This window comes from Pseudomonas batumici (genome assembly GCF_000820515.1).
GTDB classification, from domain to species: Bacteria; Pseudomonadota; Gammaproteobacteria; order Pseudomonadales; family Pseudomonadaceae; genus Aquipseudomonas; species Aquipseudomonas batumici.
The window spans coordinates 84,258-102,977 of record NZ_JXDG01000045.1 but is presented as its reverse complement, the minus strand read 5'-3'; the positions used below and the strand labels follow the sequence as shown (position 1 = coordinate 102,977).

The following is an 18,720-nucleotide window of genomic DNA, read 5'->3' as shown; positions in this document are numbered from 1 at the left end:
GTTCGGCGTTATGCGCCAGCGCCGACTTTCAGTGCCAAGGGTACTTCTGCTCCCAGCTCCAGGCGTGCGCCACTATCTGTTCAAGTGAGACAAATTGCGGGTGCCAGCCAAGTAATGTGTTGGCCATGCGGGGATCGGCCACAAGGCGTGGCGGATCGCCGGCGCGGCGTGGCGCTTCGCTCACGGAGATAGCTTGGCCGGTCACGGCGCGTGCAGTGTCTATGACTTGCTGTACTGAGAAACCTTGACCGTTTCCGAGGTTGAAAGCCGTGCTTGCACCACCTGCCAGTAAATAATCCACGGCCAGTGCATGAGCTGCAACGAGGTCGACAACGTGGATGTAGTCGCGAATGCAAGTGCCGTCAGGTGTGTCGTAGTCACGGCCATAGACGGTGATGGTTGTGCGCCGACCGGAGGCCGCTTGCAGTATCAGTGGCACCAGGTGGGTTTCCCGTTCACGGCGTTCACCTAACTGTCCTTCAGGGTCTGCTCCGGCGGCGTTGAAGTAGCGCAGGCAGACCGATTTGAGCCCGTATGCACGGTCGAAATCTTCAAGCATCTGCTCCACCATCCACTTGCTGCGACCATAAGGGGTGATCGCGGCCTTGGGATGCTCTTCGTCGATAGGTACATACACCGGGTTGCCATAGACGGCTGCGCTCGAGGAAAAAATGAAGTTTTTAACCCCGGCACGAACCATGGCTTGTAGCAGCGTAAGGGTTCCAGCCAGGTTGTTTTGGTAATACTTGGCAGGTTCAGTGACGGATTCGCCCACCTGTATAAATGATGCGAAGTGGAACACGGCATCAAAGTGCTGTCCCGCAAACAAGACGTCCAGGGCTTGTGTGTTGGCGATGTCCAGTTCGACCAATCTCCCGCCCATCAACGCGCCGCGATGGCCTGTTGAAAGGTTGTCTGCCACCACCAGTTCGTGACCTGCTCGCAGTAGTTGCTTGACCATATGCGAGCCGATATAGCCTGCGCCACCCACCACCAAAAAATTCATCCTGATCTCCTGGAAACTGTTGCTGTGCAAGCACAGATTGGTACGCCAGTTCGATCCGCCTGATCATTACGTTACAAGACAGGTTAGCTATTGATTCGCCTGCGCGCTGGAGGATGCGGTATTGACAGGGCCTGGCTGTGCGTTTTGCGTGACGCCTTTTTTCAGAAACAACCAGTTCGACGCCTGCAAACCGTCGAACTTGATCGTATAGCGTCCATCCAGGTAGCTGGCGGGTAGCTTCTTCATTTGTCCAGGGATGCCGTGGGTGAACAGTGTCAAGCCTTGCGGCGCCTGGATTGTCAGGGTGCCTTCGAGGGGCTCGACATAAAAAGGTGTTTTGCTGTTGTCCTTGGGGACAGCACGGGTACCCAGCGAAATCAGTAAATCCTGCGATCGGCCGACAGGCGCGTCGTCCAGGCTTTGCACCACCACACTGGCATTAGCGGTCTTCACTTGAACCTGGATGCTGCCAAGGCTGATCGACTCGCCGCCGATCCAGCCGGTTGCTGCTTGGGTGCGTGGCGTATTGATGGTGTAGATGCCCAGTTTCCAGTTGCGCTTCAACTCGCCAGTGTCTGTCGTGGACTCGCTGGCATTGGCGTCCAGCAGCGACTGGTTGGGGTCATGAAACACCTGGGCATTGCTCGGGATAGCACTCTGTTGCAACCAGGGCAATTGCGGCGTCTGTGGCATGGCGATTTCCAGCTTGCCTTTCTCCATGGCGGTGCGCAGTAGAACCGCGTTGGCGGGTGTGATGCGTTGGTTGAACAGGGTGCTTGGCGTCGGCGCGAAGACATAGGTCGTTGTGGCTTCGCGAACGTCTGCACGGCGATAAAGCAAGGCGGCGGCGGGCAGGGTGGCCAGCATTGCAGGGTCGTTATAGGCGTGCCAGTTGTCGGCCGTTATCCATTCGCCGGTTAGCGGCTCCTGGCTGTAGGCATATTGCATCAGCGCATCCCAGCCCTGGTGGCTGGCGGTGCCGGCCATATAGAGTGGCAGCGAGTGGCGGTCAGGTGCCGGGAAAGGTTCAGTGTTCCACTCGGTGACGGTCAGGGGTTTGCCTACGACTTGGCCGGCGGCAATCCAGTTCAGTAAACCGTCGCTGGTGAGCGGGTTTTTCTCCAGCTGCCCAGGGCCACCGTAGCTATGGACGTCGATCAGGTCGCCGGCGGTAAGGGCCGGTAGGGAGCTTAGGCTGTCGCCGCCCCAGCTACTGGTCGTGGCGATGGGGACCTTCACGCCTGATTCACGCAGGTGCTGAATCATGTCTACGTTGAAACGTCGCTCCAAATCGTTAAGGAACAGCTTGGCGGGGCCAGGCTCCCAGGAGCGCCAGGTCTGGCTTGCAGATAGATGGTGCTGGTTCGCAAAGGCCTCGGCCTCGGCCATGTAGATCTGGTTGTGCTTTGGCACTCGTTTGTCTGGTAATAGGGCGTTGCCAAAGTGCTGGGTGACATCGTTTTCGTTGGTAATCAGTACGGCGGCGATCGCCGGATCGTCTTTGTAGGCGAGTCCGGTGTAGGTGTTTACATGGGTCAAATAGGCTTGGGCAAAGCGCTTCATGGCCTGCTGAATGGTGATGTTTACATAGGCATAGCCCTTGAGATCGGCGTTGTTCTGGCCATTCTTTGGCATTTCATCGAAGCCATAGATGTTGTCGTTTGCCGTTAAGGCTCGCTCGACGTGCATATCGAGCCATACATAAATGCCCTCGTCTTTGAGGCACTTGATCCACCAGTCGATTTTTTTCAATGAGTCCGGGCTTAGTTGCTGAGTGTCAGGCGTGAGGTTGCTGTCGCGAAAGATGTTTGGGCTGACCCATGGGGAGTCATGGTGGTGCAGTCGTACGAGATTGAAACCGAGTGCCGACAGACGTTTGGCCTGCAGCTTGATTGCATCGTCTGGCGTACGAAACAGCGTATAGGCCGTCAGGTTAGTGCCCCAGAAGCGCGCTGGGGTGTTGTCGGCGAATAACAGTTGCTCGCCGGATACTTTGACGAAGCCGCGCTTGCCTGCAGGTTTTTCGTGAGCGTTAAGAAAGGACAGATCGACCGGCGAGGTTTTCCAGTCGAGCGTGTCACTCGGCCAGCTCCTTGTGTCCGCCAGCCCGAAACGCTCGGTTGTGGTCGGACCGAGTACCACATCGCCCGATAGGCTCAAGGTGGCTTTGAAATTTTGGCGGCCGGGTTTGATCGTGTTCTTGTAAAAAAAAGCACGCACCTGAGATTGATCACCCGGTTCAAAGTACACACTTGCCAGTGCAGGCTCAAAACGCATTTCGATACGTCGGCTTTGTGTATTCCCCCAGGACCAGCCGCGGTTGTCGGGTAGCAAGGCCGGCTGACCCATTTCTCCATCGTAAAGGGCAGGATCGAACTTGAAGACGATGCCCCCGCCCATCACGTCCGGCATCATGCTGTGTGCATCCAGGGCAATGTTCCAGGTCAACGTCTGCTCGTCTTCCTTCTGAATCTGCGCAGTCACGTCGAAATCCAGGTTTTTGTTCTTGCCTGCAAGGGAGTAGCTATAAGGGCTGTTCACCTTGAACGCGGTCGGCAAATCCGTCCATTCCCAGTGGCTCCCCCAAAAGGCGAATGAAGAAGAAACGACAGGGTTGCCACCGCGCGCCAGCATGGGCAGACCGCTGCGCTCATCCACGCTGGAGACCCAGTCCGACGCCCAGGTGCTAAACGGCCAAACAGCAAGGAGAACCACTAGCAACACATGGGCGCGGTGAAAAAAACAGGTCATGAGCGTTACCAGGGTTGAAGGTTGGCGCTCGCAGTGCTTGCCGTCTCAGTGCGCTTGAGCCTGCGCACCATCTGAGCATAGGACACACCCAGTCCGGCCACCGACCAATACACCACGGGGATCACCGTGATACTGCTAACGGTAAAGATGGTCACCAGTATCCCGGCCAGTACCGCCAACAGCGCACGTCCGAGTCGGCGCGCCTCATCGTCTTTGTTGGGGATCGAACGCATTGCTGTGCGGATGCCGAGCAGCACAGTGGCGAAAAAAACCACGAATAGCGTCAGTCCGATCAGGCCCATGTCCAGCGCCAGGGCGATATAGGTATTCACAATATCGATGACGCCCTGGCCCTGAATCATGGACTGCATCTCAGGCGTGTTGCGGTAATCGAAAGAGCCCAACCAAGGGTTGCGCCGGATGACGATCATTGAGTTATCAATCAAGCGCTGCCGGTACGTGATGTTCTCTACCTCTACCGTACCGATGAACGGTAGTAGATCCAGGACTTTTTGCCCACCGGGCACGATGGCCAGCAGGAGAAGGGCGAGCACTCCGGCGATTGCCAGAAGCATCAGGCGTTTGACAGCTTTACGGCCGGTGGCGATGAACACGGTGATCATGACGGCTGCACCGATCCAGGGGCCACGCGACAGCGGTGCAAACAGACCGCCAGCCAGCAGGAGCGCGCCGAGGCATTGCTGCAATCGGCTGCGTATACTCGCACACAAGAACAGGTAAAAGCCGATGGCCACGCTCATGACGTAACCCAGTGCGATTGCCTGGCCGGTGCTGGCGCTGGCGCGTAATGAATCACCACGAGTCAAGTAGCTGGACATTTCCCAGTGCATGTCCAGGGCATCAATCAGCGCGTTGTACAGCAGCCAATGGCGGGTAAATTCGACGAGACCAATAAGCGCCAGCAACATGGCGGCGAGTACAAATCCCAACAGGGCATCCTTGAAGTCGCTGAGTTCCTTCAGTGTCCTGCTGGCAACGTAGTAAGGCAAAAAAACGTCTGTGAACAGGTAGAGCGTCTGGCGCAAGGTGTCGGTCAGTGTGGTTTCACGCAGGTAAAGCAGGCTCGTCAGCAAGAGGTAGGCCGCTAGCAGCTTGTCAGGCCAGATGCGTCCGAACCTCAGTGTGCCTGCTTGCCTGCGTAGCCTGAAAAAAGCCGGCAACAACAGACACAATGCGAGCAGTTTGTCAGGCCAGGTGCGTCCGAACCTCAGTGTGCTGGCTTGCCCGCGTTGCATGAAAAAAGCCGGCAACAACAGACACAAGGCGAGCAGACGAATATGGTTAAGTGCAAAAAAATAGTTGATCAGACCGAAGCCGGGAACCTCTACCGGGGCCGGCGGGATGAGAAACAGCAGAAGGAAAAACAGTGCCAGAGGATTGCGTTCGCGTTGTCGTGCGACGGTCAAAATGATAGCGGCAATGCCCGCGTACACCCAGAAGCTGTGCGAGACAAAGGCCAGTAGCGTCAAGGCGAACCACAGATTGCGGCGACGAGTGAAGTCGTGGTGTGGGATCAGGTCTGCTGCTGGTCGACGCGCCAAGGCAAAAACGATGCCAGCTAAAACCAGAATGACGATCAACGCGCGAAGGTGCTCAGGCATGGATTCTTGAACTCATGGATGGGTGAGCAACGGCTAGTGAGATGACCAATTGTAGCTATAGTAACGTGCGTACCCTTTGAGTTCGGGGTTGATGTCATGCCTCCAAGTGATTTATCGCCATCGTTGAGCCTTCGCCGGCGAGCGATATCTGCTGGGGCATGGAATCTGGGTGCGCTTGTTGCCTCTCAAGCATTTCGCTTGGGCGGCAACCTTGTCATGGCCCGTCTGCTGAGGCCGGAAATTTTCGGTGTAATGCTCATCGCCACCACCGTTTCGATGGTTCTGCACTTGCTTGCCGATGTCGGTTTGCGCCAGAACATTATCCAGAGCCCGCGCGGTGACGATCCCGTGTTTCTTAATACCGCCTGGACAGTGCAGATCCTGCGTGGCGTTGTCCTTTTTGCTGCGACACTGCTAATCGCGGGCTTCACCTGGTTTGCGCAAGTCATCAATCTGTGGCCGGCCAATTCCATCTATGCCGCACCGGAGTTGCCGCTGGTGTTGGCCTTTACCGGTTTTACCGCGATCATCTTTGGGCTCCAGTCGACGAAATTCGACTTGGCCGTTCGCGATTTCCAGCAAAAGAAAGTGGTGCTCCTCGAGTTTGCGGCCCAACTGGCGGGGCTGCTGGTGATGCTGGTCATCGGTTACTTCACCCGGTCTGTCTGGTCGCTGGTGATTGCAGGTCTGGTCATGGCCATGGTCGGCACTGCTATTGGTCATCTATGGTTTCAGGGCCCGCCTAACCGTCTACAGTGGGAGCGCTCTGCGCTTAAAGAGTTAGTCGTCTTCGGCCGTTGGATTCTGTTGTCTTCGGCAGTGGGCGTATTGGCCATGTATGGTGATCGCATCTGGTTCGGCGGCAGCATGTCGGCCAATGAACTGGGCGTCTATTCCATTGCGGTGCTGATTTTGGGCACTCTTCAAGCCGGAGTGCTCAGGTTGGCCGGGGCCGTGGCCCTGCCGGCCTTCAGTGAAGCCTCAAGAAGTAATGACACCGCGCGGCTCCGCGTTTTGTATTACCGCTTCAGGTTGATTTTCGATCTTGCTTTGCTGTTTGTCTGTGGACTGTTCTTGACCGTCAGTCCGCTCATCGTGGGTTGGTTATACGATGAGCGTTATGCCGCTGCCGGCACCATGATGGCCGTTCTTTCACTTTCTTTTTTCACATTGCGCTACACGGTGGCGCATCAAGTTTGGCTTGCCTTGGGACTCACAAAGTACCAAGCCATGGATAACATTATCCGCATTGTCTCGTTATGGGTGCTCCTGCCGCTGCTGCTGGCGATGGGCGGGGTAAAATATGCGATTTGGGGCGTTGCCCTGCATACGTTCCCTACGCTGATCCTGATTGTTTATGTCAATTGTCGTGTGGGGCTGTTCGATCTCAAGCGTGAACTGGTGGTGCTGCCAATGCTGGTCGTGGGGGCTTTGTGTGGAGAGTTAGTGTTGGGCGTTGCTGAATGGCTTTGATTTGAATAGGCACCTCTTGTTTTCAGCGGTTTTGGAGGCGATCTAATGAAAATGATGTCGATTTATAAAGGGTTTTGTAATCCGACGATGAGCGTTCAGCACTTTTTGGGGGGGCAATCTAATGATTAGTGCACCTCTTGATGTGTTAGTGGTTAACTACAATACAGCGACTCTGCTGCAGCCCATGTTCAATGCGTTGCGCGAGTCAAAGAGCGCTGATCGAACGCGCTATTTAGTGGTGGACAATGCCTCTGCCGATAATTCACTGGCGTGCCTGGCAACTATTTGTCCAGAGGCATTGCTGCTGGCCAATGAAAATAATGTTGGCTTTGGTCGTGCCAACAATCAATTGGTTGAGCACCTGCAGGGCAAGTACGCGTTGCTCCTCAATACCGATGCCTTTGTGGCTGCTGATACCCTGAGCAAGACCCTCGGTTATATGGAGGCTCACCCTGATTGCGGAGTCCTCGGCGTTCGGTTGGTTGGGCGAGAGGGTGATTTGCAGCCCTCCTGTCGCTATTTTCCGACGCCGTTGAATGTCTTCCTCTCGCGTACAGGGCTTCAACGCTTTTTCCCTGTGGTGAAGAGAGTCGACGACATGGACTGGGATCATGCCTCGGTCCGTGAATGCGACTGGGTGCCCGGCTGCTATTACTTGATCCGCCGTGAAGTCATCGATCAGGTTGGCTTGTTCGACCCGCGCTACTTTCTTTACTACGAGGAGGTCGATCACTGCAAACGCGTTAAACAGGCCGGTTGGAAGGTGGTTTATTACCCGCATACCACGGTGGTGCATATCGGCGGTGAAAGTGCCAAATCGGTTGTCGAACTCAATGTGGTCAGTCGACAGATACCCAGGTTACAAATCGAAAGCGAGCTTTTGTACTTTCGCAAGCATCACGGTCTACTGGGTTTGGCCTCACATATGTTACTGGTGAGCCTGGGTGATCTGATTCTGGCGCTCAAGGCTCTATTGAAAGGCCGCGGCCGGGCCGCCATAGGGGCGTGTTGGCAGCATGCTCGTGATACTTGGGCGTTGCTGCGCGATACCCAATTGGCTAGCCAACCCACACGGTAGGTCAACTTATGTTCGAAAATATACGTGCGGATTTGCGTGCACACGCCGGTGATTGGGCGGCTCAGGGGTTCTGGGTGATGCTGGTTTATCGCTTTGGGCGCTGGCGCTACGGTGTGCGCCCAGCCTTGTTGCGTAAGTTGCTCTCCTTTATATACAAAGTGCTCTTCAAATGGGTGCAGATCGTGACGGGTGTCGAGCTGCCGTGTGAGGTGGTGATCGGTCGCAACTTCGTCATCGATCATTTCGGCGGAATCGTGATCAGTGGTTATGCTCGGTTCGGCGATGATTGCCGCATCCGCAATGGCGTGGTCGTGGGGCTCAAGAATGTGGATGAGCCGATTGCCCCGGTGATGGGGAACAATGTTGATATCGGTGCCGGGGCCAAGGTGCTGGGCAATATCCGCATTGGTAACAACGTCGTGATTGGTGCCAATGCCGTGGTGCTGACAGATGTACCGGACGACTCGGTGGCAGTGGGCGTGCCGGCGACTATCAAGAAAAGGCAGCGTGCAGAAACAAGGGAATGCTGATGAACCCTCCGCTGGACGATATCGAGCCGTTTTACATCGCTGAGTGAACTCAATGGCTACTGGCATGGGTGTCGTTGTTATCGGTCGCAATGAAGGCCTACGGCTTGAGCGTTGCCTGGCTTCACTGGGCGGTGCGGCGCAGAAGGTTATTTATGTCGACTCTGGATCAACGGATGGTTCAGTCCAGATGGCACGACGGCTTGGGGTCGAGGTGGTTGAGTTGGATATGTCGATTCCCTTTACGGCTGCGCGCGCGCGCAATGAAGGATTTGCCTGCGTGCAACGTTTATTGCCGGCGATGCGTTATGTGCAGTTTGTCGATGGTGATTGCGAGATGGTTGGTGGCTGGTTGCCCCGGGCGCAGGCCTTTCTTGATGCACAGCCTGAGGTTGCGGTGGCCTGTGGACGGCGCCGTGAACGTTTTCCACAGCGTTCGATTTACAACTTACTGTGTGATCTTGAATGGGATACCCCGATAGGTGAGGCCAAGGCGTGTGGTGGCGATGCGCTGATACGGGCTGACGCCTTCGCCGCAGTGTCTGGTTTTCGAGCGGATCTTATTGCCGGGGAAGAGCCTGAGTTGTGTGTGCGTCTGCGTGCGAATGGATGGAAGGTCTGGCGCCTGGCTGACGAAATGACCTTGCACGATGCGGCCATGACCCGCTTCGGCCAATGGTGGCGGCGTACCCTGCGTGGTGGCTATGCCTTTGCCGAGGGCACATTTTTGCATGGGGCCGCACCGGAGCAACATTGGCAGCGCGAGTCGCGCCGGGCCTGGCTCTGGGGCTTGGGTGTCCCGCTGGCGACTATGATCGCGAGTTTGATGCTGGGATGGTTTGGGCTGCTTCTGCTGCTGGTCTATCCACTGCAGGTGGTGCGCTTGGCTCGCCGGGGCGATAGATCAGCGCGCGAAAACTGGCTGCAGGCCTTCTTTCTGGTGCTGAGCAAATTTCCCGAGATGCTCGGGCAAGTCAAGTTTCTGTTGCACAGATTTGGCGCCGGCAAGACGACGTTGATCGAATACAAGTGAGACGGCTATGAATGATTGGCTGATACTAAAAAGCGTGTTTTCTTTACATGCAGGGTATTCCTTCAGGGCATTGAAAAATAAGCTTAAATTACTGATTTTAGTTGGAAAAAACTGGCCCGAGCTAAAGTTGTTTTTGCGGCGTATGTCGAATGCCCTGGGCAAGACCCGTTTTGAGAAGTTGGGAGGTGATTGTGTGGGGGTTGTTCATTGGCCGTACATCAGCAGATGCTGGAGATCTCAGGATAGACTGAGTGTGTTGGCCTCGCATTACGAAGTGGTCACAAAAAGCTGTCCGCAGCTATTACTTCTGGGACGAAATGACAGCTTGATGTTGAGTAACTTGTCGGCGTGCTCGGTGGGTTGTTCCTTGGTTCTAGATCGTCCGGTATGGTTTATGCGTGAAGGAGAGTTGGTGCTGAATTTGTTTCAGGGTGATTTGCGTATTGCATCAATAGCGTTCACCTTGTGTCGTACGGAAGTTGAGTTATGTATTTTTATCGGTGCCGTTCAAGGGATACACAAAGGCGTAGAGAGTGATAGGTCTTTGGAGATTTATAGAGCACTGACAAAAGATTTTGAAGGCCTTCGCCCAAGAAGTCTTCTGATCGAAGCCATTAAGCATATTGCAAGAAGTGTGGGTGTTGAAAGGATTTATGCGGTAGGGGATGGATATCGTCATCATCGTCATCCGTATTTTGGGGCTGAAAAAGCTCAAGACCTAGCGGCTAATTATGATGTCATCTGGTTGGAACATGGAGCGGTTCCGTCCGGGCGCGAAGATTTTTTTGAAATTCCCATGGTGCTGTCCAAAAAAGCGCTTGATTGTATTCCTGCCAAAAAACGTGCCATGTACCGCAGGCGTTATGAGCTTCTGGATGATATTTTTACAAGGATAGACAGTGTGTTAATAGGCAGCTGTGCAACTAACACAAGCGCTCATTAGGTCGATAAATGATCGGAACAAACGCCGTGGTGTTTGTTGACGTTCTTGATAATTGTACTACTGTAAAAGTACCTGTAGTAATCATTCACTGCAATGACATCTAAGCGGGTTCCTATGCGTATCGCTTATTTGATCAATCAATACCCCAAGGTCAGCCATAGCTTCATTCGTCGTGAGATTTTGGCGTTGGAGCGCCAGGGCTTCGTGGTGCAGCGCATTGCTCTGCGTGGTTGGGATGCCGAGTTGGTGGATGCCGAGGACGTGTCCGAGCGCAGTAAAACTTTCTATGTGCTGCAGGGCGGAGTCAAAGAGCTGCTAGTGCCTGTGCTGCAGGTACTGCGCGCCCAGCCGCAACGCTTTTTTTCGGCGTTGTGGCTGGCGCTACGCATGGGCCGGCATGCCGATCGGCCCTGGCCGTACCATCTGGTCTATTTGTCCGAGGCATGCCGTCTGCTGTTTTGGTTGCAGGCGTTCGGCGCTGAGCATGTGCATGCGCATTTCGGCACTAACTCAACCGAGGTGGTGATGCTGGCCAATGCACTCGGCGGGCCAGCGTACAGTTTTACGGTGCACGGCCCGGAAGAGTTCGACAAACCGCAGTTTATTCATTTGGCCGAGAAAGTCCGGCGCGCGGCTTTTGTCGCGGCTATCAGCTCTTATGGGCGCAGCCAGCTGTTTCGCTGGGTAGCTCATGCGCACTGGGCAAGGGTAAAGGTGGTGCATTGTGGTCTGGAGCGGGCGTTTCACGATGTACCTGCAGTTGCCGTGCCGTCCGTACCGCGGTTGGTCTGCGTGGGGCGCTTGTGTGAGCAGAAGGGCCAACTGTTGTTGCTTGAGGCCGCCCGTATCCTGGTAGCGCAAGCCGTGGTGTTCGAGATCGTACTGGCCGGCGATGGGGAAATACGTGCGCAAATCGAAGCGCTGATTGCACGGCATGGCTTGCAAGCGCAGGTGCGAATCACTGGCTGGATTAGCAGTGAGCAAGTGCGGGCGGAAATTCTTGCGGCGCGGGCCTTGGTGTTGCCGAGCTTCGCCGAGGGCTTGCCGGTGGTAATCATGGAGGCCATGGCCTTGCGCCGGCCAGTACTGACGACCTATGTGGCGGGCATTCCCGAGTTAGTGCGTCAGGGTGAGAACGGTTGGTTGTTTCCCGCGGGAGCGGTGGATGAGTTGGCAGCGGTGCTGGCGGACTGCCTCGCGCAACCTGTCGAGGTGTTGCAGCGGATGGGCGAGGCGGCTTATCAGAGAGTGCTGGAGCGACACGATATCGATACCGAAGCGGCCAAGTTGGCTAATTTGTTCAGGGCGCAAGGATGATCACCTTACTTGATTGGCTGTTCAGCACACTGCTGGTGCTCATAGTCCTGCCGGTGTTTGTGCTGTTTTTGCAGGTGCTGCTGGCCTGCCTGCCTGTGCGGTTGCGCTCGTCGGCGCCAAGATCGCGGCCGCGGGTGGCGGTGTTGGTACCGGCACACAACGAGTCCTCGGTGATCGTCGCGACGTTAAATACCATTCGGCCGCAGTTGCTGGAGGGCGATCGCTTGTTGGTGGTGGCGGACAACTGTTCTGACGACACGGCCGCGCTGGCTCGCACGGCGGGAGCCGAGGTGGTGGAACGCAGCAATGATCAGCAGTGTGGCAAGGGTTATGCGCTGGATTTTGGGGTGCGTTATTTAGCGAGCGTAGCGCCGGACGTCATGATCATTGTCGATGCCGATTGCCAGGTGGGTGAGGGCTCTATTGAGCGTTTGGCAATATGTTGTATCGACTCAGGGCGGCCAACGCAGGCACTTGATTTAATGTGTGCTCCAGCAGGTTCCGGGCTAAAAGTGCGGTTTGCCGAGTTTGCCTGGCGTGTGAAGAATCTGGTGCGGCCGCAAGGTTGGGCTTGGCTGGGTTTGCCCTGTCAGTTAATGGGGACGGGAATGGCTTTTGTCTGGCGGGATCTGGCTTTGATCGATTTAGCCAGTGGTCACATCGTCGAAGATTTGAAGATGGGCTTCGATTTCTGCCGCAACGGCAAGCCGCCTCTGTTTTGCCCCGATGCCCGGGTGACCAGTTATTTTCCGCGCAGTGATGAAGGTTTAAGTACCCAGCGTACGCGCTGGGAGCATGGTCATCTCGGGGTCATCCTGGGTGATGCGCCAAAGTTGCTTGTAGAGTCGATCAGCCGGCGTAACTGGAACCTCCTGGCTATGACGCTGGATTTATGGGTCCCTCCGTTGGCCTTATTGTCTTTAGCGTTGGGGACTGTTTTCAGTCTGTCATGGTTGGTGTTTATGCTGTGTGGAGCCTTGGCTCCAGCATTAATCGCTTCTGCCGGGGTGGTCATATTGAATGTGACTATCTTGCTGGCATGGAGCCAATTTGGTCGCGAGATTATATCTTTTTCAGCCTTGTTGTATGCGCCGTTCTACGCGATGAAAAAAATCCCCCTGTATCTAGGCTTTTTGTTTAAGCGCCAAGTTGAGTGGGTGCGTTCGAAGCGAGATGACAATTAATGAGCGCTTTTGCATGGAAGCACAACTGGCAAACGATTATCCAGAAACTCAGGGTGGTCAGTGATCTCGTTGATGAGCAAGGCTTGATTGAAACTTTATCCAAGCCTGACGCGGCGACAGTACTTGGATTCGTCAATTCCTTTGCCATGAACTTGGTGGCGGGCAACACCGATTACTATAAGGCGCTGTCCGCTGCTGACGTGTTACTACGGGATGGCTCCGGCATGGCTATCCTGTTTCGCCGACTCGGCTTGGTGCCGGGGCTAAATATGAATGGCACGGATTTTATCCCCAAATTACTGGCCGCGTTCAAGGGCCGGCGCGTGGCTTTTTGGGGCACTGCAGAACCCTTTCTAGCGAAAGCGGTGCAGCGTAGCGAAGCGGTATTTGCGGTCAATATAGTTTCTGCTCACCATGGTTTTGCTGAGGTGGATGCCTACATTAACCTTGCCCGGCAACTGCAGCCAGAATTGGTTGTGCTGGGCATGGGTATGCCCAGGCAAGAAGCCGTTGCTGCCAGGCTGGCTGTCAGCGGCGTGCCATGCCTGATAGTGTGCGGCGGGGCGATCCTGGATTTTCTCGGCGGCAAGGTTGTTCGGGCTCCGCAATGGGTGCGTCGCCTCGGTTGTGAGTGGGTATTCAGGCTGATGATTGAGCCAAAGCGGTTATTCAGACGCTATGTGTTTGGTAATCCAATATTTTTGTTGCGCACGCTGATCTGCAGAGATGCGCCTACATTAAGGAAACCCTGAGAATCCGACCATGGGGAGGCATTCTATGAAAGTACTACCTACACCTTCCGTCGATTGGCAAACACGATAAATCCAAACAACACGGAAGAAAATAACCAGGCTGCCGCAGGAAGCGATAACGCACGCCGTTGATTGATATAAGAATTGGCTGTCCCAGCCAGACCTATACCCTGGACATGTCGACCAACCCTGAACTGGCCATTGGCAAGCGCCGCAATTAAACTGTTACATGAAGAAGCGCCACCTGGAAGAGACAAAGGCACGTTAATGCTGTTTCTGGAAATAAACAGCGCGCCACCCGCGTGCTCTTGGATCAGCATGCCTGGTTGAGGCCTTAAGTCCTCGCCAGAGTGGCTCATGCAACTGGATTTATAGACCAAACTGGCCGCCTGAGCACTAGAAACAGTCGCGCCATTCAGGAGTGTTAATAACAAAACGGATTTAATAAAAAGTGTCAGGTGCATAATATCGCCCCCCCTGAGCAGAGGAGTATGCTTTTGTCGGACGAAGGATTCCTTATCAAGTTAAATTGAGCATAGTAGGCACATCGCTGCTACGCCAACAGTACGTCGTCACGATAAATATAAATAAAAACTCAGTGTAACTTCGTCAAAATAACGTCACAATAAACCCGTCAGTCATCAATCGAGGAGCGTGGTTCAGATCAAGTCTTCATGAAGGGAATAGGTCTAGAGTGCGTTCAACCTCATCGGGGTCGATTGTAAAACCATTGCCCTCTGGCGTTCCCACCACAAAGCCAAAATTCTGCTGATCGCGATCCGTTAGATACTTGTAGTAACAGATGAAACGATTCGGCGGCTGCAGAGCCAGCAGTGAGCCACCAGGCTGAAGTACATTGACACCATGTACGAGATGACTCCCCTCGACCCCCACCACGGTTTTTGCTCCAGCGCAGGTCGCTACGATGGTCGGAACATCGGTTTTCGAAGGGTCGAGAATGCGAAAACCCCTGCGGTTATGCAGATGTTCAGCGAGTTCCATTTCATTGTGTAACAGTCGCGATTCACCGCTGCCGCCTCGCAGAATGAAAACTCCGGGGTGAGCGCTGTACCTGACGTGCGACAGTAATTTTTCACCCATCGCGCGAAAGCGTAAATGTCTATTTCGATTTTGACTGAGATCATCGAATATCACGAGCTCACGAAAAAACGCATTGCGCAAACGAACCGGTGTTATGCCAAGCCAGTCCTCATATTCGGGAGCCTGGGGAAAGAGAGGACACCGGGTGGATGGCGCGGTCGTCACCGGAACGCCCTCGTCGCAGGCTAATGGGTAAGTTGCACAGTCTTCCATCAGCCAGGAGCCAAACCATTTGTTTCCACCTGCTGTACAGTAAATCGCCCCGCGCTCCATCTCGGTTTCCACGGAGATTTTTGGAAGCCAACCCGATCTAGGCGATAACCAGGATTTTGCGTTGCCCTTGTAGAGTGTTCCATCTATCAGCCAGACATCTTTAAGCAGGTGGCCCCGTGTTGGACCATGATCAACGCGGCCTATTCCTTCCATTGTACGACGGGGGTGTTCGTAAGGAAAAAAGCGTTCTTCCTCCCATCCGGTCACACGTTCGAGTTGATTGGGCAGGAAAAAAGCCGGCGGAGAAATGGATGTTTCGCCAGGCGCAATATTCCAGCTTTTCACCGCTGCACTTTGCGGGGTTTCCGCCGGCTTTCGCATCACCCGCGCTCTTACAATATGCTGGTATGCAGCAAGGCTCCATTTTGTCCGGTGGCTGCTCGTTAATACCCGTAATTCCGACATATTATGTTCACTCACATCCGCCTCTACAAAAAACAGTTAATGGCGCAAGCGCCTAAACTGCATTTTTTTAATATCAGAAAGCTGCTCAGGTGGATATGATCCTCTCCACAATGGGCGGGGACTTCAAATGAGCATAACGACTACGTAACCTGTCGAGAAGAAGTTCGCTTGGGCTCTTGGCGCAGTAGAGATAAATTTTGTGTAGCCCGCCAAACCCCATGTTGATATAGCGAGTTACCACTGCCTCATCGTTTTGCCCGTCCGGCAAACCAAGATGAAGTGTCAGTTTTTTTTCCTCGACAGCAAATAACGGTGTATGCCAAAGGAGTTGGGCTGCACCCACCTTGGGGAGTCGGACAAACATATAAGCGTGGTTGCCCAGCGTGTCAACATCAGCGCCACGCCTTCTTTTCCATTCGAGAAGTCCATCGTCTGGACGGGCCAGGCAAGTACCGATGTCATAATAGTCAAAGCCATTGTTTATTGCCCACTCAAGCTCCATGAATGTAGTGATCGAGTTGACTTCATTCAGCCTTTTGGCATCTGAAAAAACCGCCTCAGGATAGCCAGCGCGTATCATGCTCCAGTAGCGTTTTCCGGATCGAGTAATGACGCACGCCAGTTGGCATGCAACAATTTCGTCTTCCAACAGTATTAGATCGAGCCGGCCGACAGTCTTTGCTATCCTGAACACTTCAGGTGTGGCAATTTGCGAGGCGGCAGTGCCATGCCTTGCGATGGCATAGGGTTGAAGCATTTCCCTGTCGGCTCTTTCAATTTCGTCATCCGTCAGCGCCTGCTTCATTCGGTAGCGCGACTGGTTCTTGCGTATGTTTCGACGTAACTTACTATCGTATCCCGCGGTGATATCGTCAATGGAGCGACCCAGCGGCACGATAGCACTCAGAAAGTGAGGCACATACAACGCCCCCAAGGTTGGCATTTCACTGACCAGAACCGTACGGTTCGATTTATCCGATTCCGATTTGCTGTCGGCCACAGGAGACTCCACCCCCATGAGAACCTTGGCCATTTCCCGCTGTGCTCTCCTTCCCACATAGAGGATGTCGTAAGGACTGTCTTTGTGCAGCTTGAATCTGACAATCTCCCAGCGCCAGAAACAGGCTCGCCCAAGTAGGTCTCGCAGCCAGGCTGCGGTTTTTCTTAGCTCAAATCGTATTGAGGGAGATATGAGTTTTCGGATCGGCACCGCTAGATACGCTTTCATTTCCGGCACTCTTTTTAACTTGCCTTCAAGACTGGCTAATAGGCTTGCTTGCCGGTGAGGGCAAACAGCGTTCGCAGAAGAATGACGAAATCGAGCCAGAGCGACCAGTTGTTGATGTACTCAATATCAGACTCAACACGCTGGATCATCTGCTCTATATCTTTCGTTTCACCGCGAAAGCCACGCACCTGAGCCAGGCCTGTGATGCCAGGCTTGATATTGTGACGTGCAAAGTAGTCTACGATGCCAGGCGAGTACTGCGCATCATGCTGAATAGCGTGTGGGCGAGGCCCCACCAGGGACATTTCCCCCATCAAAACGTTGAACAACTGTGGTAGCTCATCCAGGCTGGTTCGCCGAATGAAGGCTCCCACCCTGGTCATGCGCGGATCATTCTTTTCTGCCTGCTTGACGATGCCGTCTTCCAGCTGATGGACGACCATGCTTCTGAACTTCCAGATACGAAAAACTCCACCCCACCCCATGCGCTCCTGTCGAAAGAACACCGGTCCAGGGCTATCGACCTTGATGGCAATCGCTATAGCCACCAGCAAGGGAGCCGCCAGAAGCAAGATGAGAAAAGCCAAGACTTTGTCCTCAAGATTCTTCAGAAACAGACGCATCCCCATCAACGGAGTTTCAGACAAAGCCAGCACGGGAATACCGGCAATTTCACGAACGCTGTGATTGATCAAGCGCAGTGAAAAAATGTCCGGCACCCAGTTAATAGCAATGTGCTTATCAAGCAGCTTTAAGTAAATATTTTTAATGACCTCCGAGCCATCCAGAGGTGTAACGAAATAGACGGTATGAATGGAATGTCGCACGATTAACCCGTCAAGGTCGGAGATATTACCCAGTATCGACAAACGTTGCGTGCTTTCTGAATCCTCCTTCCCCCGATCATCGCCCGCCTCAATCAACACACAACCAACCACCCGTTCACCCAGCCAGGGATTATTGCTTATTTTCTGGTGAAGGAAGCTAGCCAGCTCCCCCGAGCCAATAATAAGAGCGGCTTCCAATTGATTCGGGTGGGTCAAGAGTTTCTTCTGCACTTCGAGTGTCGCCAGGTGCAAAAGCAATTGAGCGAAATATCCAACAATAAATAACTGCGCAACCAATAAGCGCGAGTACTGTTCACTTTGTTTGGTCAGAAAGGCCATGACCACGATAAAACCAAAAGCGGCAAGCCACGCCTTTAAAAGCTTAAATGCTTTGATGGTAAATCCAACATTGCTTCGGTAAATAGCATAATGGTCGTACACGACGGCCAACGCCCCAAGCAGCAACAGGAGCATGATGACATAAGCCTGCGTGATAACGCCGATATGATAATCGATCAAATACCATGCGACACCGATCACCGCAACAAAATCGAGACCGGCCTGAATAGCGTTACTGGTACTGCTTCGTCGCTGGAGTATGGAGCGGCTACTGCTGGGTTCGAATATCATCATTGGACCTCAGCTCAAATACATCTTCATCGAATTCACCCCTTTGGAGGTCAATGCGGGATATGAGCCGCCAGCCGTGGCACAGCCAATCTCATGAAATCTTGTAAGCGCTTATCTGCAGCAGTAGGCGCTTCGCAGGCTCTCCACATCCGTCTTTCCACGGTATAGCCCAGCGCGGACAAACCATGTCATCAAACCGACGTGTTCCTCATGTTGAAAAATGGTCAGGGGTTAGGCGATCTGCCATCAAGTGCCGTCAGACAGCGGCTCTGCCTGTGGTTGAGGCATCGCAGACGCTGTAAAGAAAGCGACAAACGGTCGTAAGGCTTGAGTTAAAGGGGTTGACAAGATGTTGGTGTGTCATTTTCGAGTCATCTATTTTTTGACGCTTTGGCGCGTTAGAGGGCATTTCTTGCGCTTTAAGTGCGTGCTGCTTGTAAAAAAAAATTGCCAGTCACTCACTCGCCATACCGATCAGGAGCGAGAGAGGACTCATGACGAGATACCTGAAGGAACTGCTGCTGGTTTTGTACGTGCTCAACATCGGGAAGGGGAGACTTGGGCGTTCAA

15 protein-coding genes are annotated in these 18,720 nt (G+C 54.0%); 8 read left to right on the top strand and 7 right to left on the bottom strand.

Annotated elements, in window-relative coordinates; translation table 11 throughout:
- Positions 1–28: 28 nt before the first annotated feature.
- From galE to UCMB321_RS17700, 3 genes are all read right to left on the bottom strand, one after another.
- Positions 29–1,006 (bottom strand): UDP-glucose 4-epimerase GalE, encoded by a 978-nt coding sequence (gene galE, locus UCMB321_RS17710; RefSeq protein ID WP_040069253.1) that lies wholly within the window; start codon positions 1,004–1,006, stop codon positions 29–31.
- Positions 1,007–1,093: 87 nt separating this feature from the next.
- On the bottom strand, positions 1,094–3,757 hold the full coding sequence (locus tag UCMB321_RS17705) for a glycoside hydrolase 5 family protein (protein WP_040069251.1): 2,664 nt from the start codon (positions 3,755–3,757) through the stop codon (positions 1,094–1,096).
- Positions 3,758–3,762: 5 nt separating this feature from the next.
- Positions 3,763–5,379 carry an O-antigen ligase family protein gene (locus tag UCMB321_RS17700; RefSeq protein ID WP_040069248.1) on the bottom strand — a complete coding sequence of 539 codons (1,617 nt, stop codon included), beginning with the start codon at positions 5,377–5,379 and terminating at the stop codon, positions 3,763–3,765.
- 96 nt (positions 5,380–5,475) lie between these two features.
- Here UCMB321_RS17700 and UCMB321_RS17695 point away from each other — a divergent pair, with 96 nt between their 5' ends.
- The 8 genes from UCMB321_RS17695 to UCMB321_RS17665 all read left to right on the top strand — a co-directional run bounded on the left by UCMB321_RS17695 (position 5,476) and on the right by UCMB321_RS17665 (position 13,686).
- Positions 5,476–6,852: an oligosaccharide flippase family protein gene (locus UCMB321_RS17695; protein ID WP_040069246.1), complete on the top strand. Its 1,377-nt coding sequence runs from the start codon at positions 5,476–5,478 to the stop codon at positions 6,850–6,852.
- Between the two features lie 121 nt (positions 6,853–6,973).
- On the top strand, positions 6,974–7,930 hold the full coding sequence (locus tag UCMB321_RS17690) for a glycosyltransferase family 2 protein (protein WP_040069244.1): 957 nt from the start codon (positions 6,974–6,976) through the stop codon (positions 7,928–7,930).
- Positions 7,931–7,938: 8 nt separating this feature from the next.
- Positions 7,939–8,460 (top strand): serine O-acetyltransferase, encoded by a 522-nt coding sequence (locus UCMB321_RS17685; protein WP_040069241.1) that lies wholly within the window; start codon positions 7,939–7,941, stop codon positions 8,458–8,460.
- A 52-nt stretch (positions 8,461–8,512) separates the two neighbouring features.
- On the top strand, positions 8,513–9,490 hold the full coding sequence (locus UCMB321_RS17680; protein WP_040069239.1) for a glycosyltransferase family 2 protein: 978 nt from the start codon (positions 8,513–8,515) through the stop codon (positions 9,488–9,490).
- A gap of 7 nt (positions 9,491–9,497) precedes the next feature.
- Positions 9,498–10,433 (top strand): DUF535 family protein, encoded by a 936-nt coding sequence (locus UCMB321_RS30225; protein ID WP_084615092.1) that lies wholly within the window; start codon positions 9,498–9,500, stop codon positions 10,431–10,433.
- Positions 10,434–10,547: 114 nt separating this feature from the next.
- Entirely contained in the window at positions 10,548–11,750 is a 1,203-nt protein-coding gene (locus UCMB321_RS17675) for a glycosyltransferase family 4 protein (protein WP_040069237.1), read from the top strand.
- Positions 11,747–12,934: a glycosyltransferase family 2 protein gene (locus UCMB321_RS17670; protein WP_040069234.1), complete on the top strand. Its 1,188-nt coding sequence runs from the start codon at positions 11,747–11,749 to the stop codon at positions 12,932–12,934. The genes UCMB321_RS17675 and UCMB321_RS17670 overlap by 4 nt, the downstream gene beginning before the upstream one ends.
- A complete protein-coding gene (locus UCMB321_RS17665; RefSeq protein ID WP_040069231.1) occupies positions 12,934–13,686 on the top strand; it encodes a WecB/TagA/CpsF family glycosyltransferase in 753 nt (250 codons plus the stop codon). The genes UCMB321_RS17670 and UCMB321_RS17665 overlap by 1 nt, the downstream gene beginning before the upstream one ends.
- Positions 13,687–13,724: 38 nt before the next feature.
- On the opposite strand, the gene UCMB321_RS30785 is transcribed toward UCMB321_RS17665, so the two are convergent.
- From UCMB321_RS30785 to UCMB321_RS17655, 4 genes are all read right to left on the bottom strand, one after another.
- Positions 13,725–14,150: a hypothetical protein gene (locus UCMB321_RS30785; protein ID WP_157015994.1), complete on the bottom strand. Its 426-nt coding sequence runs from the start codon at positions 14,148–14,150 to the stop codon at positions 13,725–13,727.
- A 208-nt stretch (positions 14,151–14,358) separates the two neighbouring features.
- Positions 14,359–15,465, bottom strand: a complete 1,107-nt coding sequence (locus UCMB321_RS30220) for a glycosyltransferase 61 family protein (RefSeq protein ID WP_084615091.1) — start codon at positions 15,463–15,465, stop codon at positions 14,359–14,361.
- An 85-nt stretch (positions 15,466–15,550) separates the two neighbouring features.
- Positions 15,551–16,693, bottom strand: a complete 1,143-nt coding sequence (locus tag UCMB321_RS17660) for a hypothetical protein (protein ID WP_040069228.1) — start codon at positions 16,691–16,693, stop codon at positions 15,551–15,553.
- A 35-nt stretch (positions 16,694–16,728) separates the two neighbouring features.
- Positions 16,729–18,150 carry an undecaprenyl-phosphate glucose phosphotransferase gene (locus tag UCMB321_RS17655; protein WP_040069366.1) on the bottom strand — a complete coding sequence of 474 codons (1,422 nt, stop codon included), beginning with the start codon at positions 18,148–18,150 and terminating at the stop codon, positions 16,729–16,731.
- Positions 18,151–18,720: the final 570 nt, after the last annotated feature.

Bases quoted from the DNA above. Each gene is read 5' to 3' on its own strand.
- UCMB321_RS17705 (WP_040069251.1), bottom strand. From the start codon at position 3,757: ATGACCTGTTTTTTTCACCGCGCCCATGTGTTGCTAGTGGTTCTCCTT.
- UCMB321_RS17700 (WP_040069248.1), bottom strand. From the start codon at position 5,379: ATGCCTGAGCACCTTCGCGCGTTGATCGTCATTCTGGTTTTAGCTGGC.
- UCMB321_RS17655 (WP_040069366.1), bottom strand. From the start codon at position 18,150: ATGATATTCGAACCCAGCAGTAGCCGCTCCATACTCCAGCGACGAAGC.
- UCMB321_RS17685 (WP_040069241.1), top strand. From the start codon at position 7,939: ATGTTCGAAAATATACGTGCGGATTTGCGTGCACACGCCGGTGATTGG.
- UCMB321_RS17695 (WP_040069246.1), top strand. From the start codon at position 5,476: ATGCCTCCAAGTGATTTATCGCCATCGTTGAGCCTTCGCCGGCGAGCG.
- UCMB321_RS17670 (WP_040069234.1), top strand. From the start codon at position 11,747: ATGATCACCTTACTTGATTGGCTGTTCAGCACACTGCTGGTGCTCATA.
- UCMB321_RS30220 (WP_084615091.1), bottom strand. From the start codon at position 15,465: ATGTCGGAATTACGGGTATTAACGAGCAGCCACCGGACAAAATGGAGC.
- UCMB321_RS30785 (WP_157015994.1), bottom strand. From the start codon at position 14,150: ATGCACCTGACACTTTTTATTAAATCCGTTTTGTTATTAACACTCCTG.
- UCMB321_RS17690 (WP_040069244.1), top strand. From the start codon at position 6,974: ATGATTAGTGCACCTCTTGATGTGTTAGTGGTTAACTACAATACAGCG.
- UCMB321_RS17675 (WP_040069237.1), top strand. From the start codon at position 10,548: ATGCGTATCGCTTATTTGATCAATCAATACCCCAAGGTCAGCCATAGC.
- UCMB321_RS17680 (WP_040069239.1), top strand. From the start codon at position 8,513: ATGGCTACTGGCATGGGTGTCGTTGTTATCGGTCGCAATGAAGGCCTA.
- UCMB321_RS17665 (WP_040069231.1), top strand. From the start codon at position 12,934: ATGAGCGCTTTTGCATGGAAGCACAACTGGCAAACGATTATCCAGAAA.
- UCMB321_RS30225 (WP_084615092.1), top strand. From the start codon at position 9,498: ATGAATGATTGGCTGATACTAAAAAGCGTGTTTTCTTTACATGCAGGG.
- galE (WP_040069253.1), bottom strand. From the start codon at position 1,006: ATGAATTTTTTGGTGGTGGGTGGCGCAGGCTATATCGGCTCGCATATG.
- UCMB321_RS17660 (WP_040069228.1), bottom strand. From the start codon at position 16,693: ATGAAAGCGTATCTAGCGGTGCCGATCCGAAAACTCATATCTCCCTCA.